The organism is Motilibacter peucedani (assembly GCF_003634695.1).
Classification (GTDB): Bacteria; Actinomycetota; Actinomycetes; order Motilibacterales; family Motilibacteraceae; genus Motilibacter; species Motilibacter peucedani.
The window spans coordinates 350,348-369,374 of record NZ_RBWV01000013.1; the positions used below are offsets into that span (position 1 = coordinate 350,348).

The following is a 19,027-nucleotide window of genomic DNA, read 5'->3' on the forward strand; positions in this document are numbered from 1 at the left end:
GGAGCCGCGGCGACCGCTGCGGCACGGACGACCGCACTGCGGAGGCCCTCCCCATGACCGTGAGCGAACAGCTGACCGCTGCACCGCAGGACGGCGCGGCCACCGACGCCGCCTCCGGCGAGGCCGCCTCGCTCGCCGCGTCGGCGCGCGACCACCTGTGGATGCACTTCACGCGCATGTCGACCTACCAGGACTCCGAGGTGCCGATCATCGCCCGCGGCGAGGGCGCCTACATCTACGACGTGCGCGGGAAGCGCTACCTCGACGGGCTGGCGGGGCTGTTCGTCGTGCAGGCCGGCCACGGCCGCCGCGAGCTGGCCGAGGCCGCCGCGCGGCAGGCCTCGGAGCTCGCCTTCTTCCCGGTGTGGAGCTACGCCCACCCGAACGCGATCCGGCTGGCGGAGCGGCTCGCCGACGCCGCTCCGGGGGACCTCAACCGGGTCTTCTTCACCACGGGTGGCGGCGAGGCGGTCGAGACCGCGTGGAAGCTGGCCAAGCAGTACTTCAAGCTCACCGGCAAGCCCATGAAGCACAAGGTCATCAGCCGGGCCGTGGCCTACCACGGCACGCCGCACGGCGCCCTGAGCATCACCGGCATCCCTGACGCCAAGAAGTACTTCGAGCCCCTGGTGCCCGGCGCCCACAAGGTGCCGAACACCAACATCTACCGCGCAGAGGCGCACGGCGACGACCCGGTCGCCTTCGGCCGTTGGGCCGCCGACCAGATCGAGCAGGCGATCCTGTTCGAGGGCCCCGACACCGTGGCGGCGGTCTTCCTCGAGCCGGTGCAGAACAGCGGCGGCTGCTTCCCGCCGCCGCCGGGGTACTTCGAGCGGGTCCGCGAGATCTGCGACACCTACGACGTCCTGCTGGTCTCCGACGAGGTCATCTGCGCGTTCGGCCGGCTGGGCACCACCTTCGCGTGCGACAAGTTCGGCTACGTGCCCGACATGATCACCTGCGCGAAGGGCATGACCTCGGGCTACTCGCCGATCGGCGCGATGATCGCCAGCGAGCGGCTCATGGAGCCGTTCCTCAAGGGCGAGACCTACTTCCCCCACGGCTACACCTTCGGTGGTCACCCCGTCTCGGCCGCCGTGGCGATGGAGAACCTCGACATCTTCGACCGCGAGGGCCTCAACGCCCACGTCCTGGCCAACGAGGCCGCGTTCCGCGCGACGCTGGAGAAGCTCACCGACCTGCCGATCGTCGGCGACGTGCGCGGCGACGGCTACTTCTACGGCATCGAGCTCGTCAAGGACAAGGCGACCAAGCAGACCTTCGACGCCGACGAGTCCGAGCGGCTGCTGCGCGGGTTCCTCTCGCGGGCGCTGTTCGACAACGGGCTCTACTGCCGGGCCGACGACCGCGGCGACCCGGTCGTGCAGCTGGCCCCGCCGCTCATCTGCGACCAGTCGCACTTCGACGAGATCGAGCAGGTCCTGCGCAGCACGCTGACCGAGGCGTGGACGCTGCTGTGACCCTCGCTCCTCCTGCGGGCGCGCTGCCCGACCTGGTGACCCACTGGGTCGACGGCGCGCCCCACGAGGGCGACGCGAGCCGGCGCGGCGACGTCTACGACCCCGCAACCGGAGCCGTCGCCCGCTCGGTGTGCTTCGCCTCGGCGGCCGACGTCGACCTCGCGGTCGCCGGCGCGTCGCGCGCGGCGTCGCAGTGGCGCGAGACCTCGCTCAGCCGGCGCACCTCCGTGCTCTTCGCGTTCCGCGAGCTGCTCGCGGTGCACCGCGACGAGCTCGCGGCCGTCATCACCGCCGAGCACGGCAAGGTCCTCTCCGACGCGGCCGGGGAGGTCTCACGTGGTCTCGAGGTCGTCGAGTTCGCGTGCGGCATGCCGCACCTTCTCAAGGGCAGCTTCACCGAGGGCGCGTCGACCAACGTCGACGTCTCGTCGCTGCGCCAGCCCCTCGGGGTCGTGGCGGTCATCAGCCCCTTCAACTTCCCCGCCATGGTCCCGATGTGGTTCTTCCCCATCGCGATCGCGGCCGGCAACGCGGTCGTGCTGAAGCCGAGCGAGAAGGACCCCTCGGCCTCGCTGCTGCTCGCCCGTCTGTGGGCCGAGGCCGGGCTGCCCGACGGCGTCTTCACCGTGGTGCAGGGCGACAAGGTCGCGGTCGACCGGCTGCTCGAGCACCCCGACGTCAAGGCGGTCTCGTTCGTCGGCTCGACGCCGGTCGCGCGCTACGTCTACGAGACGGCCACCTCCCACGGCAAGCGCGTGCAGGCGCTCGGCGGAGCGAAGAACCACATGGTGGTGCTGCCCGACGCCGACCTCGACCTCGCGGCCGACGCCGCCGTCAACGCGGGGTTCGGCTCGGCTGGCGAGCGGTGCATGGCCGTCAGCGCGGTGGTCGCGGTGGAGCCGGTGGGCGACGAGCTCGTACGCCGCATCGCCGAGCGCGCGACCGGCCTGGTCGTCGGTGACGGCCGGCGCTCGTGCGACATGGGCCCGCTGATCACCGGTGCGCACCGCGACAAGGTGGCCTCGTACGTCGACGCCGGCGAGGCGGCCGGTGCGACGGTCGTCGTCGACGGGCGCACTCCCGAGACCGACGCCGAGGGGGAGGGCTTCTTCCTCGGCCCGACGCTGCTCGACCACGTCGAGCCCGCGATGAGCGTCTACACCGACGAGATCTTCGGTCCCGTCCTGTCCGTCGTGCGGGTCGGCTCCTACGACGAGGCGCTCGCGCTGGTCAACGCCAACCCCTACGGCAACGGCACCGCCATCTTCACCAACGACGGGGGAGCGGCCCGCCGCTTCCAGCACGAGGTCGAGGTCGGCATGATCGGCATCAACGTGCCGGTGCCCGTGCCCATGGCCTACTACTCCTTCGGCGGCTGGAAGAGCTCGCTCTTCGGAGACCTGCACGCGCACGGCACCGACGGCGTGCAGTTCTTCACGCGTGCCAAGGTGGTCACCAGCCGCTGGCTCGACCCGAGCCACGGTGGCATCGACCTCGGCTTCCCGACCAATGCCTGATCGCACGCGAGACCCTGAGAGCTCGAGAGACACGGAGGAGTCCGGATGGCACGCGAGGTCCTGAACACCATCGGCGGCAAGCAGCAGCCGGCTGCCGACGGGCGCACGACCGACCTGCTCGACCCGAGCACCGGCGAGGTCTTCGGCACGGCGCCGCTGTCCTCGTCGGCCGACGTCGACGCGGCGATGGCCGCCGCGGCCGAGGGCTTCGAGGTCTGGCGCGACACCACGCCGGCCGAGCGGCAGCTGGCCCTGCTGCGCATCGCCGACGCCATCGAGGCGCGGGCCGAGGAGCTGGTGGCGCTCGAGTCCGAGAACACCGGCAAGCCGGTGCAGCTCACCATGGACGAGGAGATCCCTCCCATGGTCGACCAGATCCGCTTCTTCGCGGGCGCGGCGCGCATGCTCGAGGGCCGCTCGGCGGGCGAGTACATGGCGGGCCACACCTCCTTCGTGCGCCGCGAGCCCGTCGGCGTCTGCGCGCAGGTGACGCCCTGGAACTACCCGATGATGATGGCCGTCTGGAAGTGGGCGCCGGCCATCGCCGCGGGCAACGCCGTCGTGCTCAAGCCCAGCGACACGACGCCGGTCACCACCGCCGTGTTCGGCGAGATCCTCAACGAGTTCCTGCCCCCGGGCGTCTTCAACGTCGTGTGCGGCGACCGCGACACCGGGCGCGCGGTCGTCACCCACCAGACCGCGGCCATGGCCTCGATCACCGGCTCGGTGCGCGCCGGCATGGAGGTCGCGCGCTCGGCGGCCGACGACCTCAAGCGCGTCCACCTCGAGCTCGGCGGCAAGGCGCCGGTGCTCGTCTTCGACGACGCCGACATCGAGGCCGCGGCCGAGGGCATCGCCGGGGCCGGCTACTTCAACGCCGGGCAGGACTGCACCGCCGCCACCCGGGTCATCGTCGGGCCGCGCGTGGCCGACGACTTCACCGCCGCGCTGGCCGAGCAGGCCCGCGCCACCGTCACCGGCGCGCCGTCGAACCCCGACGCCGCGTTCGGCCCGCTCAACAACGCCAGCCAGCTCGACCGCGTCGCGGGCTTCCTCGACCGGCTGCCCGACCACGCCTCGGTCGACGCGGGCGGCTCGCGCGTCGGCGACCGCGGCTACTTCTACGCGCCCACCGTGGTCTCGGGGCTGCAGCAGGGCGACGAGATCGTCACCGACGAGGTGTTCGGCCCGGTCATCACCGTGCAGCGCTTCGACGACGAGGACCTCGCGGTCCGCTGGGCCAACTCCTCGCGCTACGGGCTCGCCTCCAGCGTCTGGACCAAGGACCACGGCCGCGCCATGCGCATGGCCAAGCGCCTCGACTTCGGCTGCGTGTGGATCAACACCCACATCCCGATCGTGGCCGAGATGCCGCACGGCGGCTTCAAGCACTCGGGCTACGGCAAGGACCTCTCGGTCTACGGGTTCGAGGACTACACCCGCATCAAGCACGTCATGTCCTACATCGAGAGCTAGCTCTCGTGTCGTCAGAGGACTGACCCCCACCCCATCTCCTACGGAGGCCCTGCGTGGCACTGTCCGCTCCTCCTCCTGCAGCGTCGCAGGAGGACTCGTCCAAGGGTCTGCGCACCGGCGCCCTCGGCCTGCTGTCGTCGGTCGTCATCGGCGTGGCCTCGACCGCACCGGGCTACAGCCTGGCGGCGACGCTGGGCTTCGTCGCGGTCGGCGTCGGGCTGCAGTCGCCGGTGGTGATGCTGCTGGCGTTCGTGCCGATGCTGCTCATCGCGATCGCCTACCGCGAGCTCAACGCGGTCGACCCCGACTGCGGCACGTCGTTCAAGTGGCTCGCGCGCGCTTTCAGCCCGCGGCAGGGCTGGTTCAACGGATGGGTGCAGATCCTCGCCGACGTCGTGGTCATGGCCAACCTGGCCCAGATCGCCGGTGAGTACGGCTTCCTGCTGTTCGGCGCGGACGGCCTGGCCGCCAGCACGTTCTGGTCGACCGTGGCGGGCGTCGCGTGGATCGCCGTCATGACCTGGGTCTGCTACATCGGCATCGAGGTGTCTGCGCGCAGCCAGGTGGTGCTGCTCGCGGTCGAGCTGGTGACCCTGCTCATCTTCTCGGTCACGGCGCTGGTCAAGGTCTACGCCGACAACGGGCTCAGCACGTCGGTGAAGCCCGCCCTCTCGTGGTTCAACCCGTTCGAGATCCCGTCGTTCTCGGCGTTCAGCGCAGCGATCCTGCTGGCGGTGTTCATCTACTGGGGCTGGGACACCGCGGTGTCGTGCAACGAGGAGAGCGCCGACAAGACGCGTACGCCGGGGCGCGCCGCGATCCTGTCGACGGTGCTGCTCCTGGTGACCTACGTGCTCATCACCGTCGCGGCGCAGGCCTACGCCGGCGTCGGGCAGGAGGGCCTCGGGCTGGGCAACCCCGACAACGCCGACGACGTGTTCGCGGTGCTGGGGAACTCGGTGCTCGGCTCGACCGGCGGCAAGATCCTCGTGCTGGCCGTGCTCTCGTCGGCGGCTGCGTCGACGCAGACCACGATCCTGCCCGCCGCGCGCACCTCGCTGTCCATGGCCGCCTACCGCGCCTTCCCGGCGCGCTTCGGCGACATCCACCCGAGGTACCAGACGCCCGGCTTCTCCACGCTCGTCATGGGTGGCGTCTCGATCCTCTTCTACGTCGCGCTCACGCTGGTCTCGACCGACGTGCTGGCCGACTCGATCGCCAGCCTCGGCCTCTTCATCGCGTTCTACCTGGGCATGACGGGCTTCGCGTGCGCGTGGCAGCTGCGCCACGAGCTGCGCCGCAGCGCGCGCGACCTGTGGGTCAAGGGGATCCTGCCGGTCCTCGGCGGGGTCATGCTGCTCGCGGCGTTCGTCAAGACCGCCTACGACGACATCAAGCCCGACACGGGCGAGACCTCGTTCCACGGTGTCGGCGGGGTCTTCCTGCTGGGGGTGGCCTCCGCCCTGCTCGGCGTGGTGCTGATGCTCGTCTACGAGCGCCGGGCGCCGGCGTTCTTCCGCGGCGAGACGCTCGAACCGCTCGTGCCGGCCGCGCGCGACGGGTCGGCGACCGCGCCGCTCGCAGGGGCCGCACGTCCCGTCGTACCCGAGGAGAAGGTGCTGTGAAGGTCGGGATCCCCCGCGAGGTCAAGCGCCACGAGTACCGCGTCGCAGCGACGCCCGCCGGGGTGCACGAGCTGGTGGCCCACGGCCACACGGTCTTCGTCGAGCGCGACGCGGGCGCCGGCTCCTCCATCCCCGACACCGACTTCGAGTCGGCAGGGGCGAAGATCCTCGACTCCGCCGACGACGTCTGGGGCGAGGCCGAGCTGGTCCTCAAGGTCAAGGAGCCGATCGCCGAGGAGTGGCCGAGGATGCGCCGCGGGCAGGTGCTCTTCACCTACCTGCACCTGGCGGCGTCGCGCGAGTGCACCGAGGCGCTGGTCGCCTCGGGCACCACCGGCATCGCCTACGAGACGGTGCAGCTGCCCAACGGCGCCCTGCCGCTGCTCGCCCCGATGAGCGAGGTCGCGGGCCGGATGGCTCCGCAGGTCGGGGCGCACTTCCTCGAGCGGGTGCCCGGCGGGCGCGGCGTCCTGATGGGCGGCGTGCCGGGCGTCCGGCCGGCCAACGTGGTCGTGCTCGGTGCCGGCGTCAGCGGCCTGAGCGCCGCCACCATCGCCGCTGGCATGGGCGCGCAGGTCACGCTCGTCGACCGCGACGTGCCGCGCCTGCGCGAGGCCGACCGGCTCTTCCAGGGCCGGCTGCGCACGGTGGCGTCGACGGCCTACGAGATCGAGCGCTCGGTCGTCGCGGCCGACCTCGTGATCGGTGCGGTCCTGATCCCCGGGGCGGCGGCGCCCAAGCTGGTGACCGACGCGATGGTGGCCCAGATGCTGCCGGGCTCCGTGCTCGTCGACATCGCCGTCGACCAGGGCGGGTGCTTCGAGGGCACGCGCCCCACGACGCACGACGACCCGGTGTTCTCCGTGCACGGCTCGCTGTTCTACTGCGTGGCCAACATGCCGGGCGCGGTGCCGCACACCTCCACCCACGCGCTCACCAACGTGACGCTGCCCTACGCGGTGGCGCTCGCCGACCGCGGGTGGCGCGACGCGGTGGCGGCCGACCCGGCCCTGCGCGGCGGCGTCAACGTCGTCGACGGTGCCGTGGTGCACCCGCAGGTGGCGGCCGCCCACGGCGTGGCGGTCACGGAGCTGGGCTGAGCGAGCTCTCCCGCACCACGAGCTCGTGGCCCACGGAGACCGACCGGGCCGGGCCGTCACGGCCCGGCCCGAGCCGGTCGGCCAGCATCTCGACGGCCGTGGCCGCGATGCCGGCCTTGTCGGGCGACACCGTCGTCAGCGAGGGCGAGCTGTAGCGGCTCTCCTCGATGTCGTCGAAGCCGACGACCGCGACGTCGTCGGGCACGCGTACGCCTGCCTCCCGCAGCGCCCGCAGGGCGCCGAGCGCCAGCAGGTCGTTGAAGCAGAAGACCGCGTCGGGCGGACGGTCGAGGGCGAGCAGCCGGCGCACGCCCTCGGCGCCGTCCTGCCGGTGCCACTCGTCGGCACGGACGAGCAGCTCGTCGTGCACCTGCAGGCCGCGCTCCTCGAGCGCGGCGCGGTGGCCCGCGAGCCGCAGGGCGGCCGTGTGGCTGCTGCGCCCGCTCTGCGCGCCCACCACCGCCACGCGCTCGCGTCCGGCGTCGAGCAGGTGCGCGGTGGCCGCGCGGGCGGCCGCGGTGTTGTCGATGGCGACATGGTCGGCGAGCCCCGGACCCGGGCGCTCGCCGAGCAGCACGAGGGCGGTCTCCGTCGCGTACTGCCGGATCTCGTCGTCGGAGAGCGCCAGGGGGCTGAGGAGCAGCCCGTCGACCAGCGCACCGCTGCGGCTCAGGGCCGCGGCCCGCTCCCGGTCGGCCGAGCCGCCGGTCTCCTCGACGACGACCGTCCAGCCGCGCGCGGCCGCCGCCTGGACGACGAAGTGCGCCAGCTCGGCGAAGTAGGCCATCCGCAGCTCGGGCACGGCGAGGGCGACGACCCCCGAGCGCCCGCTCCGCAGCCCGCGGGCGGCCAGGTTGGGCCGGTAGCCCAGCTCGTCGACCGCCTGCTGGACCCGCTCGCGCGTGGCCGAGGAGATGAACGGGTAGCCGTTGACGACGTTCGACACCGTCTTGACCGAGACCCCGGCGCGCGCCGCGACGTCCTTCAGCGTCGGCGGCTCGGACCGGTCGGGCACAGCGCGACCGTAGCAGCGGCCGGCCGACGGGCCGGCCAGCGTTTCGCACAGCGGGCACCCAGGTAGGTAGGACACAATCTCCGGGCTGGGGACGACGGAAGGGAAGAGATGCGCGTACTCGTGCTGGGGGCCGACGGCTACCTCGGCTGGCCGACGGTCATGTACCTCTCAGAGGCAGGGCACGAGGTCGGCGCGCTCGACAACTTCGTGCGCCGCCAGTACGACTCCGAACTGGGCGTGCAGAGCCTCACGCCGATCGAGCCGCTCTCGCGCCGGGTGCGCGCGTGGCGCGAGGTCTCCGGCCACGAGGTCCCGACCTACGTGGTCGACCTCCAGGACGGCGAGGCGGTCGTCGAGGCGGTCCGCGACTTCCGCCCCGACGCGATCGTGCACTACGCCGAGCAGCGCGCCGCGCCGTACTCCATGATCGACCGCAAGCACGCGGTCTACACCCAGGTGAACAACGTCGTGGGCACCCTCAACGTGCTCTACGCGATCGCCGAGGTCGACCCCTCGATCCACTTGGTCAAGCTGGGGACGATGGGTGAGTACGGCACGCCCAACGTCGACATCGAGGAGGGCTGGCTCGAGCTCACCCACAAGGGCCGCACCGACCGGGTGCTGTTCCCGAAGAAGCCGGGCTCGTTCTACCACCTGTCCAAGGTGCACGACAGCCACAACATCGAGTTCGCCACCCGCATCTGGGGCCTGCGCGCCACCGACCTCAACCAGGGGGTCGTCTACGGCGTCGAGACCGAGCAGTCGGTGCGCGACCCGCGGCTGGTGACCCGGCTCGACTACGACGACGTCTTCGGCACTGTGCTCAACCGGTTCGTGATCCAGGCCGTGCTCGGCCAGCCGCTCACCGTCTACGGCGGCGGCGGCCAGACCCGCGGCATGCTCGACATCCGCGACACCGTCGAGTGCATCCGGCTGGCGGTCGAGAACCCCGCCGAGGCGGGCGAGTTCCGCGTCTTCAACCAGATGACCGAGAGCTTCTCCGTCGCCGAGATCGCCAAGACGGTGGCCAGCGCCTACAACGGCCCGGTCGAGGTCGACTACCTCGACAACCCGCGCGTCGAGCTCGAGGACCACTACTACAACGTGGTCCACACCGCGCTGCCGAGCCTCGGGCTGGAGCCGCACCTGCTCTCCGACACGCTGATCACCTCGCTCATCGACGTGGTCGAGCGCCACAAGGACCGTGTCGACCTCGAGGCCTTCCGCCCGCAGGTCGACTGGCGCCGGCACGCCAACCCGCGGCAGACCTGACCGTGCGCGCCGTCGCCCGGCGGCACCTGCGCACGTTCTCGCGCTACGGCATCGGCTCCGTCGTCGCTGCGGTGACGAGCGAGCTGGTCTTCGTGGCCGTGGTGGCCGCGGGCGGCTCGACCCTCGCGGCCAACGTCGCGGGCTTCCTCGCCGGCGCGGTGCCCAACTACGCCCTCAACATCGGGTGGGCGTGGCGGCACCGCGAGGGCTCGACGGCGGTGCGCCTGCGCAGGTACGCCGTGGTCAGCGTCGTGAGCGCGCTCGCGGCCTACGCGACGACGACGCTGGCCGAGTCGCTGGCCGGCTCGCTGTCGGGCACCTCGCGCACGCTGCTGCTGGGCGCGGTCTACCTCGGCACCTACGCCGTGCTGTTCGTGGCGAAGTACGTCGCCCTCGACCGCTACGTGTTCTCGACGCCCACCGGAGGTGGGACGGCAGCCGGCCGGGAGGCGCGCGCGCCGCGCAGCCGCCACCACGTGCCGAGCACGACCCGCAGGTAGCGCGTCGCGTAGACCGCGTCGCGGCCCTTCTTGCTCGAGCCCGACCCGCGGGCGCGCATGGTCGCCGGCACCTCTTGCGCGCGGTAGCCGCGGCGCAGCACCTCGAGCAGCAGCTCGGACGACTGGTACTGCGGCTGGGTCAGCTGCACCGCGGTCGCCACCTCGGCGCGCATCGCGCGCAGCCCGAACGACGTGTCGGTCACCCGGTGCCGGGCGAGCAGGCTCACCAGCCGGGCGAAGAACGGCGTGCCGAGGCGGCGTACGGCTGTGGCGCCCTCGTTGCGCCCCAGCGCCCGTGACCCGCTGACGAAGTCGGCCTCGCCGCGCAGCACCGGGCCGACGACGGCGGCGAGGTCCCCGGGGTCGTACTGCCCGTCGGCGTCGGTCGTCGCGACGACCTGCGCGCCGTGGGCGGCGGCGAGCCGGTAGCCCAGCCGCAAGGCGGCGCCCTGCCCGCGGTTGACCGGGACGTCGACCACGTACGCGTCGTGCCCCTCCGCCGCGGCGGCCGTGCCGTCGGTGGCCCCGTCGACCACCACGACCACGTCGACGCGGGTGCCGTCGAGATGGCGCGGCAGCCCGTCGAGGGTCGAGGCGATCGAGCCCTCCTCGTCGTAGGCGGCGATCACGACCACCACGGGCCCGAGCCGCGGCTCGCCGTGGCGCAGGGCGAAGGCACGCAGGGCGGCGTCGTCCACGTCGTCGGGGAACGGTGCCAGCCGCGGCGCCCGCGGGCCGAGCAGCGCCGCGAGCCCCATCGCCCCGGCGGGGACGACGAGCAGCAGGGCGGGCACCTGGTAGCGCCAGGAGAACTCGAACACGTCGGCTCCGAGGGTGACGGCGAGGCCGGGGACCAGCCACAGCAGGGCGGTGCGGGCGGCGGTGCTGCGCCTGCGCAGGACGGCGCCGGCGAGGGCGAGCACGGCGGCGAGCCCGACGACGGGTCCGGGCGTGGTGCCGCCGTTCAGCTCGTAGGCGCGCAGGACGCGTGCGACCCGGGGGTAGACCCGCGGGTGCTCGTCGAGCGTGGCGAGCTGCGCGACCGGGTCCTGCGGCGCCCAGACCGGGTAGTGCGTCTGGAACTCCCAGTAGTAGGTCGGCACGTCGGCGCGGGTCGCCCAGCGCGTCCAGCGCAGCGCCTTCGTGGCGTCGTGGAGGTAGTCGGCGGCGACGGCCCGGGGCTGGTCGCGGATGGCGCGCTTCGAGAAGTCGCGCATCAGCTGCTGCACCGTCTTGCCGTCCGCGGGTTGCAGCGACTTCCACGGGCTCGCCGGGTTGTTCGCGTACCAGTCGATCGGGTGCCGGGATCCCGCCGGCTCGCGCGGGCAGAGCGGCCGCTCCGAGGCCGGCAGCTCGAGCCGGTCGCAGTCGACGACGTGCGCGACCCGCGCGTAGAGCGACTGCGCGCCGGAGCTCGCCACGGCGTAGTGGCCGGTCTTCGCGTGCGTGTAGGAGGCGTAGACGCCGAGCGGCAGCGCCGCACCGACGACCAGCGCCAGGGCGGTCACGAAGCCGCGCCGCCACGCACGGCCCGCGACCAGCAGCACCGCGATCGCGAGCGGCACGACCACGAGCTCGCCGACCGAGCGCACGACCACCGAGCAGCCGACGAGCACTCCGGCGACCGCCGCCCCGACGACGCCGGGCCGGCGCCGCCACGACAGCGCGACCGCCGCGCCCACGAGGAGCAGCTCGAACAGCACGTCCGACATGACGTACTGCTCCAGGACGAGCTGGTAGCCGTCGAGGAGCAGCGGCGCGGTGGCCAGAGCGGCCAACCAGGGTCGCCCGCCCCGTCGGAGCACGACCGCGTAGACCGCCAGCGCCGTCGCGAGGCCGGCCAGGTGCTGCAGCACGACGACGCCCTGCAGCCCGACGGTCGGCACCAGCACCTTGAGCGCCATCGAGTAGCCGATGGGGTCCTGCATCGAGGGGTCGAGCTCGATGCGGTTGACGACGTACTGCCACGAGTCGATGAAGAGCATCGCCGGCGTCCACGCCAGCAGGCAGAGCACCCGCAGCACCACGCCGGCTGCGACCAGCAGCGCCAGGAGCCGGTGGCGGCGCAGCAGCGGCCGCAGCGTACGCGTCACGCCGTCTGCGCGGCGGCGCGGAACTCCTGCCACACGCCGCGCAGGCCGTCCTCGAGCGAGACGGTCGGGGACCAGCCGAGGGCGCGTGCCCGGGCGGGCTCCACGATGACCGCGGGCATCTCGCCGGGCTTGGGCGGCACGTGCTCGGCCGGGATCTCGCGCCCTGTCGCGCGGCGGGCCGCCTCGACGATGTCGAGCACGCGCACCGAGGAGCCGGCGCCGAGGATGACGGGCCCGGTCACCTCGCTGCCGAGCGCCAGGAGCACGCCGCGGGCGACGTCGGCGACGTGGATGAGGTCGCGCACCTGGGTGCCGTCGCCGTAGACGCTGACGCCCCCGCCCGCGAGCGCGGCGCGCATCAGCCGCGGGACGAAGCTGTCCTTGTGCGCCATGCCCGGGCCGTAGACGTTGCTGAAGCGCAGCGCGCAGGTCGACAGCCCCTGGCTGAGGTAGCCGGAGAGCAGCATCTCGCCGGCCGCCTTGGTGGCGCCGTAGGGCGTCAGCGGCCGCAGCGGCGAGTCCTCCGTGATCGTGGCGGTGCCGACGTCGCCGACCACCGCGTTGGTCGAGGCGAGCAGGAAGCGGCGCGCAGCGGTCGTGCGGGCCAGCTCGAGCAGGCCGGCGGTCACGGCGACGTTGGTCTCGTAGGTGCCCACGGGGTCCTCGACGCTGCGCAGGACCGAGGTGACGGCGGCGAGGTGCACGACGGCGTCGGTCGGCGCGGCGAACGCCGCCGCGCGGACGGCGGGGTCGCGCAGCTCGCCGACGACAGTGGGCACGGCAGGGTCGGGGTAGGCGTCGCGGTCGACGACGCGTACGCGGTGGCCGGCTTTCAGCAGTGCCGGCACCACGCTGCGGCCGACGAACCCCGAGCCGCCCGTCACCAGCACCTGCAGCGGCATGCCCGCGTCCTCCTCGTCAGTGCGCCTGCGCGCCCGGGCCTGCCGGGGCGCGGCTCACCCTACGGGTGCCGGCTGTGCCTGCTCGTCCCCCCGCTGCTGTGTCCGAACGCGCGCCGCGCCTGCCTGCGGCGACGGCGCGGCGCGTTCGGACACAGGGCGCTCGCCGAGGCGGACCAGCACGATGCCGGCGAGCACGAGCACTCCGCCGGCTGCCTGCACGGCGTGCGGCTCCTGGCCGAGCAGCAGCCAGGCGAAGACGACGGCGAAGAGCACCTCGGCCAGCCCCACGAACGTCGCCAGGGTGGCGCCCAGCAGGCGGGCTGCGGCGATGCCGGTGCAGTAGGCCACGACCGCCGCGACGAGGGCGAGCCCGAGCACCGGCACGAGCCAAGGCAGCCGGGTGTGGGCGAGCGTGACGTCGGTGGTCGTGGCCGAGAACGGGAGCGCTCCGACCGCCGCGGCGGCTGCGAGGCCGATGCCGCCGACGGCGAGCCCGGCCCAGGCGCTGACCAACGGCGGCAGGCTGCTGCCCGTGCGGCTGGAGATGACGAAGTAGACCGCGAGCCCGACAGCTGCGCCCATGCCCCACGTGACGCCGACGAGGTCGATCGAGCTGCCCCGCCAGACCTCGAGCACGAGCACCAGCCCGGCCAGCGCGACGGCCATGCCGGCGGCGGTGAGCCGGCTGGGCGGGCGCCCGTCGACCAGCCAGGTCCAGCCGACGACCAGCAGGCTGCCGGAGTACTCGAGCAGCAGGGCGACGCCGACCGAGAGGTGGTGGACGGCGTTGAAGTAGCAGAGCTGGGCCACCGCGACGGCGAACAGCCCGTAGACCAGCTGGGTGCGCCACTCCGCGCGCCAGCGGACGGGCGTCCGGCGCAGCTGGAGCAGCGCGGGCACGGTGAGCACGAGCGCGGCGAGCACGACGCGGGTCGTGACGGCGGCCCCGGAGGTCCAGCCGGCGGCGAGCAGGGCGGTCGCGAAGACGCCGGAGGTGCCGAACGTCGCCGCCGACACGACGGCGAGGGCCGACCCCCTGCCGAGCTGGTGCTCCTGGGTCATCGTCTCTCCCGACTGTCATGGGTCAAAGGCCTTATGCTCGTGACAAGGATGCCCACGGTAGGGCTGCGTCATGTCAGGGGTCAAGGTGCTTTTCGCTCATGACACCGAGGTGGCGCTCCAGGCTGCCGCGGCGCTGGTCAACACCGCGCCCGACCCGGTGACGCCGGGGGAGGAGCTGCCCGCCCTCGCCGCCCTCGACGCCTTCGTCGAGGAGTGGGGCTGGACCGGCTCGCGAGCCCACGACGAGGACGAGCTGGCGCGGGTGCGGGCACTGCGCCCGCGGCTGCGTGCCGTCTGGGAGGCCGACGAGGACGAGGCCGTACGCATCGTCAACCGCCTGCTCGCCGACGCCCGTGCGCTGCCCCAGCTGGTGCGCCACGGCGAGTGGGACTACCACCTGCACGCGACCGACCCCTCGGCCCCGCTCGACGAGCGCATGGCCGTCGAGGCGGCGATGGCGTTCGTCGACGTGATCCGCATGAAGGAGCTCGGGCGGCTGCGCATCTGCGCCGCTGATGACTGCCTCGACGTGCACGTCGACCTGTCGAAGAACTCCTCGCGGCGCTACTGCAGCGCGACGTGCGGCAACAAGGCCAACGTCGCTGCCTACCGCGCACGGCGGAGGTCCGCAGCCGGGCGGTGAACCCGGGATGCGGACCTGCCGTCCTGTGCGTGTGCCTGCGGGTCAGCTGCGGCCGAGCATCTCGGCCGTGAGGACGGTGCCGCCGAGCCCCCACCCGCCCTCGGGCACCTCCTCGACGAGGACGAGGGTGGTGGCCCGGGCGCGCTCGCCGTAGACCGCGGCGTAGGCGTCGGTCACGGCGTCGATGAGCTTCTGCTTGGACCCGGGGGTCAGGGTCTCCGCGGGGACCTTGAGGTTGGCGAACGGCATGGCGGTGCTCCTTGGTGTGCAGTGGTTGAGCGGGGTCAGAGTGCGTCGTTCGGGGACAGCAGGTCCTCGATGCCGGCGCGGTGGTAGAACTCGTGGCGGATGCGGTCTGCTACCACAGAGACCACTTCGCTGCTGTCGCGGCTCGGGTCGACGTGCGTGCGGAACGGCCGCTCGGCGCGCGGCAGCTGCACGATCCGGACGATCTCGTCCGCGACCGACTGCACGTCGCTGCCCGACGGGACCAGCGACGCCAGCCTGGCGGGCAGGCCGCGACGAAGCTCGCCGTAGGCCTCGTCGTAGGCGGCCTCCCGCTCGGTGTCCACCGGGCGACCGGCGTGCGCGAAGTGGTTGGTGCCGCAGGGAAAGGCGCCCGGCACCACGATCGTGGTGTCGATGCCGAAGCGCGCGAGCTCGGCGGCGTAGCTCTCGGCGAGCGCATCCATCGCCGCCTTGGCCGCGAAGTAGGGGGCGAGGAAAGGCGGGTGCCCGCCGCGCGTCGAGGAGCTGCCGACCCACACCAGCAGGCCGGACCGCTGCGCCCGCAGGTGCGGCAGCACCGCACGGTTCACGCGCTGCGTGCCGAGGACGTTGACGTCGTAGACCTCGGCCAGCTGCTCCGGGGTGAAGGCCTCGGCCGGCCCGAGCACCATGTGCCCGGCGTTGTGCACGACCACGTCGAGGCGCGCGCCGGTCGACAGGATCGACTCGAGCGCCGCGTCGACCGACCGCTGGTCGCTGACATCGAGCTCGACGGCGTGCACGTCGGAGCCGCTCGCCTGGGCGTGCTGGGCCAGCGCCCGTGCGGCGTCGGTGTTGCGGCCCTCGAGCCCGCGCATCCCCCCGAAGACCGTGTGGCCGGCGGCTCCCAGCGCGCGGACCGTCAGGGCGCCGAAGCCGCTGGAGGCGCCGGTGACGAGGACCGTCCGCCCGCTCACACCAGGCCACCGTTCGCGCGCACGACCTGGCCGTGGATCCAGCGGCCGTCGGGCCCGGCGAGGAACGCGACCAGGCCGGCGACGTCCTCGGGCGTGCCCAGGCGCTGCATCGGCGGCTCGTCCGCCAGTCGTGCCAGCAGCTCGGGGCTCTTGCCCTCGAGGAACAGGTCGGTCGCGACCGGTCCCGGCGCCACGGCGTTGACCGTGATGTCGCGGCCGCGCCACTCCTTGGCGAGCACCGCGGTCAGCGCCTCGACGGCGCCCTTGCTCGCCGCGTACGCGCCGTAGCTGGGGAGCGGCCGCCCCAGCACCGAGGTCGAGAACAGCACCAGCGCGCCACCGGCACGTACGCGGCGAGCCACCTGCTGCGCGACGACGAAGGTGCCGCGGACGTTCGTGCGGTGGAGCGCGTCGAGGTCGGCGAGGTCGAGCTCGGCGACCGGCGACAGAGTCATGCGACCGGCCGCGTGGACGACGACGTCGACCCCCCCGAAGGCCTCCTCTGCCCCCTCGAACATCGCCGCGACCGCTGCCTCGTCGGCGACGTCGGCCTGCACGGCGAGTGCGCGCCCGCCGGCCCCGACGACCTCCTCGACCGCCGCATCGGCCTCGTCACGCTTGCCGGCGTAGCCGACGACGACGGCGAACCCGTCTGCGGCGAGCCGGCGGACGACTCCGCGGCCGATGCCGCGGCTGCCGCCGGTGACGACCGCGACCCTCGTGGTGGTTGTGCTCATGGCTCCTGCCTCCAGTCCCGGCCGCTCGTCGCGGCCTCGCCAACCACCGTGGACCAGTCCGGCCGGGGCAACCAGGAGTCGCTGACCCGTGGGTCGGCGGCACGTGGATGGCGCGCGCACCGCCCGGCACACTGGTGGTGTGGACGCAGCAGAGCTCGGAGCCTTCCTCGCCTCGCGCCGGGCGCGCATCCGGCCGGCCGACGTCGGCCTGCCCACCGGCCCGCGCCGCCGGGTGCCGGGACTGCGGCGCGACGAGGTGGCGATGCTCGCCGGCGCGTCGGTCGACTACTACGCCGAGCTGGAGCGCGGCAAGGGCGTACGCCCCTCGCCGCAGATGCTCTCGGCCCTGGCCCGCGCGCTGCGGCTCGGTGCCGACGAGCGCGACCACCTCTTCCACCTCGCCGGTCAGCCGACCGTGGGCAGCGCCGGTCCGGACGGCACGGCGCAGCCGGGCATGCTCGCGCTGCTCGACCTGCTCGAGGGCACGCCGACGCGGGTGATCAGCGACCTGCACGAGTGCCTGGCGCAGAACCGGATGGCGGCCGCGCTGCTCGGCGACCCCGGCCCACGCACCGGTCTGCGCGCGAGCTTCGTCTACCGCTGGTTCACCGAGCCCGACAGCCGTGCGATCTATCCCGAGGACGACCACCCCCGCCACTCGCGCGAGTTCACCGCCGACCTGCGCGCGGCGGTGGCCCGCCGGGGCCGCGACGCGCGCGCCGCCGAGCTGGTCGCGTCGCTGCGCTCGGCCAGCGAGGAGTTCGCCCGGCTGTGGGACTCCGGCGACGTCGAGGTCCGCCGCTCGGTGCGCAAGCGGATCGTGCACCCCGCCCTCGGAGTCGTCGAGCTCGACTGCCAGCGCATGGCCAGCGAGGACGGCCGGCAGCGCCTGCTCTTCTTCACCGCCTCGCCGGGGAGCGCAGCCGCCGAGCAGCTCCAGCTGCTCTCGGTCATCGGCGTGCAGGACCTCTCGCGCGACGAGGCGGGGCTGCGCGACCCCGCCTCGTCCTGACGGTCCTCAGTCCTGCGCCACGGCGGCGAGCACGGCGCCCACGACCGGCACGACGGCGGCCGCCTTGAGCCGCAGCGACAGCGGTGAGTGCCAGGCGAGCGCGACGCCCGACACGTAGAGCAGGCCGTGGAGCGGCCCGACCGCCTGGGCGACCGGCTCCACGTGGAGGGTGACCAGGTTCACGAGCAGCACCGCGAGCGTGAGCGCCTCGGCCGCCGCGACCAGCCACAGCAGCCGCGTACGCCGTGCCGCGGACGCCGGCTCGAGGCCGTCGCCGGTGTCCACCCTCACACCCCCGTCGACGAGCCGGGACGTACCACCATGAGCACGACGACCGCCACCCACAGCACGCCGAAGCCGCCCGTGACGGCCCGCAGCCGGCCCAGGAGCGCCGACAGCTGCGTACCCGCCTCCTGGTCGTCCAGCGAGGCCAGGACGGCGCGCTGCCCGGGCACCACCGCGAGCACGAGGACCGCGGCAGCGACAGCCGTCAGGGCCATGGACAGCAGCACCCAGGCGTCGGCGAGGACGCCGAGCGCGGTCGCCGTGCCGATGCCGAGGACGGGTACGGCGAGCGCCGGCAGCGCGTAGCTGCGGCTGATGCGGTGCATCGCGCCGGCGACCGCCCGCGCCGCCGGGGCGCGCTCGGACGGCCCGGCAGCGGCGCCGGCGTAGCGGGGGAACACGCTCGCCGAGACGGTGATCGGGCCGACGAGCACGATGACGGCGACCAGGTGCAGGCAGAGCAGGACGGCGGTCACGGGCGCCGGCCGGTCGAGGAGGTCACGCAGCGCAGATTACAGCCTGACTGAAACTCTCGTCGACAGGCAGACTGTGGGGCGTGCCTCCCGGACCACCGCCGCCGAACCTCGCCTTCCTGGTGATGTCGGTCGGGCGGGAGGTCTTCGAGCAGGTCAACGATCAACTCGCCGAGCACGGCCTGGCCGTCCGGCACCTCGCTGCCCTCGGCCACCTCGCCGGTGCTCCCGGCACCTCCTACAGCGAGCTGGCCCGCCGGGCCCGCGTCTCGCCCCAGAGCATGCAGGCGACCCTGGGACAGCTGGAGGTGCTCGGTCTCGTCGTGCGGGCGACACCGCCAGGACGCGGCCGGCGCGCCGAGCTGCAGCTCACCGACGAGGGCAGGGCGGCGGCCCGGCGCGGGCGCGAGCTCTTCGAGCGGCTCGAGCAGCGGATGCTGGCCGCGCTCGACCCCGCCGACCGGGCGGCCGTCACCGCGGCGTTGGTGTCCCTGTTCGAGGAGGTCGTCGTCAGAGGGCGTGCCGCGGATGACTAGGAGGACCACTGCTTACCACTCGTCGCGCTGAGTGAGGGGCGCCCACGACGTCTTCGCCGTCCGTGACGGCACGTAGTCGTTTCGCTTGGCGCGCAACGACTTCTCGACGTCGCG

The 19,027-nt window shown here is 73.3% G+C and carries 19 protein-coding genes; 10 read left to right on the plus strand and 9 right to left on the minus strand.

The annotated features are described in order from the left end of the window. Nucleotides 1-53: 53 nt before the first annotated feature. From CLV35_RS14735 to ald, 5 genes are read left to right on the plus strand one after another with little or no spacing between them, the layout of a single operon-like run. Complete coding sequence (locus CLV35_RS14735) at nt 54-1,481, plus strand: aspartate aminotransferase family protein (protein WP_121194236.1); 1,428 nt, start codon at nt 54-56, stop codon at nt 1,479-1,481. Further along, nucleotides 1,478-2,998 (plus strand): CoA-acylating methylmalonate-semialdehyde dehydrogenase, encoded by a 1,521-nt coding sequence (locus CLV35_RS14740; RefSeq protein WP_231121835.1) that lies wholly within the window; start codon nt 1,478-1,480, stop codon nt 2,996-2,998. The genes CLV35_RS14735 and CLV35_RS14740 overlap by 4 nt, the downstream gene beginning before the upstream one ends. Nucleotides 2,999-3,043: 45 nt before the next feature. Next, nucleotides 3,044-4,474 carry a gamma-aminobutyraldehyde dehydrogenase gene (locus CLV35_RS14745; RefSeq protein WP_121194237.1) on the plus strand — a complete coding sequence of 477 codons (1,431 nt, stop codon included), beginning with the start codon at nt 3,044-3,046 and terminating at the stop codon, nt 4,472-4,474. Nucleotides 4,475-4,527: 53 nt separating this feature from the next. Continuing rightward, nucleotides 4,528-6,099, plus strand: coding sequence for an APC family permease (locus tag CLV35_RS14750; protein ID WP_183061997.1), 1,572 nt, complete (start codon nt 4,528-4,530; stop codon nt 6,097-6,099). Then, nucleotides 6,096-7,199 (plus strand): alanine dehydrogenase, encoded by a 1,104-nt coding sequence (gene ald, locus CLV35_RS14755; RefSeq protein ID WP_121194238.1) that lies wholly within the window; start codon nt 6,096-6,098, stop codon nt 7,197-7,199. The genes CLV35_RS14750 and ald overlap by 4 nt, the downstream gene beginning before the upstream one ends. Here the strand turns inward: ald and CLV35_RS14760 are convergent. Next, complete coding sequence (locus CLV35_RS14760) at nt 7,183-8,214, minus strand: LacI family DNA-binding transcriptional regulator (protein WP_121194239.1); 1,032 nt, start codon at nt 8,212-8,214, stop codon at nt 7,183-7,185. The genes ald and CLV35_RS14760 overlap by 17 nt on opposite strands. 108 nt (nt 8,215-8,322) lie before the next feature. Between CLV35_RS14760 and CLV35_RS14765 the strand changes: the two genes are divergently transcribed. Together CLV35_RS14765 and CLV35_RS14770 are read left to right on the plus strand one after the other, a co-directional pair. Next, nucleotides 8,323-9,486 (plus strand): NAD-dependent epimerase/dehydratase family protein, encoded by a 1,164-nt coding sequence (locus CLV35_RS14765; protein WP_121194240.1) that lies wholly within the window; start codon nt 8,323-8,325, stop codon nt 9,484-9,486. Between the two features lie 2 nt (nt 9,487-9,488). Continuing rightward, nucleotides 9,489-9,986 carry a GtrA family protein gene (locus tag CLV35_RS14770; protein ID WP_183061998.1) on the plus strand — a complete coding sequence of 166 codons (498 nt, stop codon included), beginning with the start codon at nt 9,489-9,491 and terminating at the stop codon, nt 9,984-9,986. Here the strand turns inward: CLV35_RS14770 and CLV35_RS14775 are convergent. From CLV35_RS14775 to CLV35_RS14785, 3 genes are read right to left on the minus strand one after another with little or no spacing between them, the layout of a single operon-like run. Then, nucleotides 9,887-12,079, minus strand: coding sequence for a glycosyltransferase family 2 protein (locus CLV35_RS14775; protein ID WP_121194241.1), 2,193 nt, complete (start codon nt 12,077-12,079; stop codon nt 9,887-9,889). The two genes, CLV35_RS14770 and CLV35_RS14775, sit on opposite strands and share 100 nt — an antisense overlap. Then, nucleotides 12,076-12,981: an NAD-dependent epimerase/dehydratase family protein gene (locus CLV35_RS14780; RefSeq protein ID WP_121194242.1), complete on the minus strand. Its 906-nt coding sequence runs from the start codon at nt 12,979-12,981 to the stop codon at nt 12,076-12,078. Before CLV35_RS14780 ends, CLV35_RS14775 begins: the two co-directional genes overlap by 4 nt. A 54-nt stretch (nt 12,982-13,035) precedes the next feature. After that, nucleotides 13,036-14,043 carry an EamA family transporter gene (locus tag CLV35_RS14785; RefSeq protein WP_121194243.1) on the minus strand — a complete coding sequence of 336 codons (1,008 nt, stop codon included), beginning with the start codon at nt 14,041-14,043 and terminating at the stop codon, nt 13,036-13,038. An 85-nt stretch (nt 14,044-14,128) separates the two neighbouring features. Here CLV35_RS14785 and CLV35_RS14790 point away from each other — a divergent pair, with 85 nt between their 5' ends. Next, nucleotides 14,129-14,686, plus strand: a complete 558-nt coding sequence (locus CLV35_RS14790; protein WP_121194356.1) for a CGNR zinc finger domain-containing protein — start codon at nt 14,129-14,131, stop codon at nt 14,684-14,686. A gap of 42 nt (nt 14,687-14,728) precedes the next feature. Here CLV35_RS14790 and CLV35_RS14795 read toward each other — a convergent pair whose 3' ends face one another. The 3 genes from CLV35_RS14795 to CLV35_RS14805 are packed head-to-tail and all read right to left on the minus strand — an operon-like array spanning nt 14,729 to nt 16,607. Next, nucleotides 14,729-14,935, minus strand: coding sequence for a tautomerase family protein (locus CLV35_RS14795; protein ID WP_121194244.1), 207 nt, complete (start codon nt 14,933-14,935; stop codon nt 14,729-14,731). A 35-nt stretch (nt 14,936-14,970) separates the two neighbouring features. Beyond that, complete coding sequence (locus CLV35_RS14800; RefSeq protein ID WP_121194245.1) at nt 14,971-15,870, minus strand: SDR family oxidoreductase; 900 nt, start codon at nt 15,868-15,870, stop codon at nt 14,971-14,973. Continuing rightward, the gene (locus tag CLV35_RS14805; RefSeq protein WP_121194246.1) at nt 15,867-16,607 is read right to left on the minus strand and encodes an SDR family oxidoreductase; all 741 of its coding nucleotides are present in this window, start codon (nt 16,605-16,607) and stop codon (nt 15,867-15,869) included. The genes CLV35_RS14800 and CLV35_RS14805 overlap by 4 nt, the downstream gene beginning before the upstream one ends. Before the next feature lie 139 nt (nt 16,608-16,746). Between CLV35_RS14805 and CLV35_RS14810 the strand changes: the two genes are divergently transcribed. Further along, complete coding sequence (locus tag CLV35_RS14810; protein ID WP_121194247.1) at nt 16,747-17,619, plus strand: helix-turn-helix transcriptional regulator; 873 nt, start codon at nt 16,747-16,749, stop codon at nt 17,617-17,619. A gap of 6 nt (nt 17,620-17,625) precedes the next feature. On the opposite strand, the gene CLV35_RS14815 is transcribed toward CLV35_RS14810, so the two are convergent. Together CLV35_RS14815 and CLV35_RS14820 are read right to left on the minus strand one after the other, a co-directional pair. Next, nucleotides 17,626-17,904 carry a hypothetical protein gene (locus CLV35_RS14815; RefSeq protein WP_121194248.1) on the minus strand — a complete coding sequence of 93 codons (279 nt, stop codon included), beginning with the start codon at nt 17,902-17,904 and terminating at the stop codon, nt 17,626-17,628. A 2-nt stretch (nt 17,905-17,906) separates the two neighbouring features. Further along, the gene (locus CLV35_RS14820) at nt 17,907-18,380 is read right to left on the minus strand and encodes a hypothetical protein (RefSeq protein WP_121194249.1); all 474 of its coding nucleotides are present in this window, start codon (nt 18,378-18,380) and stop codon (nt 17,907-17,909) included. Nucleotides 18,381-18,460: 80 nt separating this feature from the next. Here CLV35_RS14820 and CLV35_RS14825 point away from each other — a divergent pair, with 80 nt between their 5' ends. Further along, a complete protein-coding gene (locus tag CLV35_RS14825) occupies nt 18,461-18,913 on the plus strand; it encodes a MarR family winged helix-turn-helix transcriptional regulator (protein WP_147431983.1) in 453 nt (150 codons plus the stop codon). The last annotated feature ends 114 nt before the right edge of the window (nt 18,914-19,027 follow it).

Coding starts and splice junctions, on each gene's coding strand:
- CLV35_RS14795 (WP_121194244.1), bottom strand. CDS start 14,935: ATGCCGTTCGCCAACCTCAAGGTCCCCGCGGAGACCCTGACCCCCGGG.
- CLV35_RS14785 (WP_121194243.1), bottom strand. CDS start 14,043: ATGACCCAGGAGCACCAGCTCGGCAGGGGGTCGGCCCTCGCCGTCGTG.
- CLV35_RS14780 (WP_121194242.1), bottom strand. CDS start 12,981: ATGCCGCTGCAGGTGCTGGTGACGGGCGGCTCGGGGTTCGTCGGCCGC.
- CLV35_RS14765 (WP_121194240.1), top strand. CDS start 8,323: ATGCGCGTACTCGTGCTGGGGGCCGACGGCTACCTCGGCTGGCCGACG.
- CLV35_RS14805 (WP_121194246.1), bottom strand. CDS start 16,607: ATGAGCACAACCACCACGAGGGTCGCGGTCGTCACCGGCGGCAGCCGC.
- CLV35_RS14745 (WP_121194237.1), top strand. CDS start 3,044: ATGGCACGCGAGGTCCTGAACACCATCGGCGGCAAGCAGCAGCCGGCT.
- CLV35_RS14735 (WP_121194236.1), top strand. CDS start 54: ATGACCGTGAGCGAACAGCTGACCGCTGCACCGCAGGACGGCGCGGCC.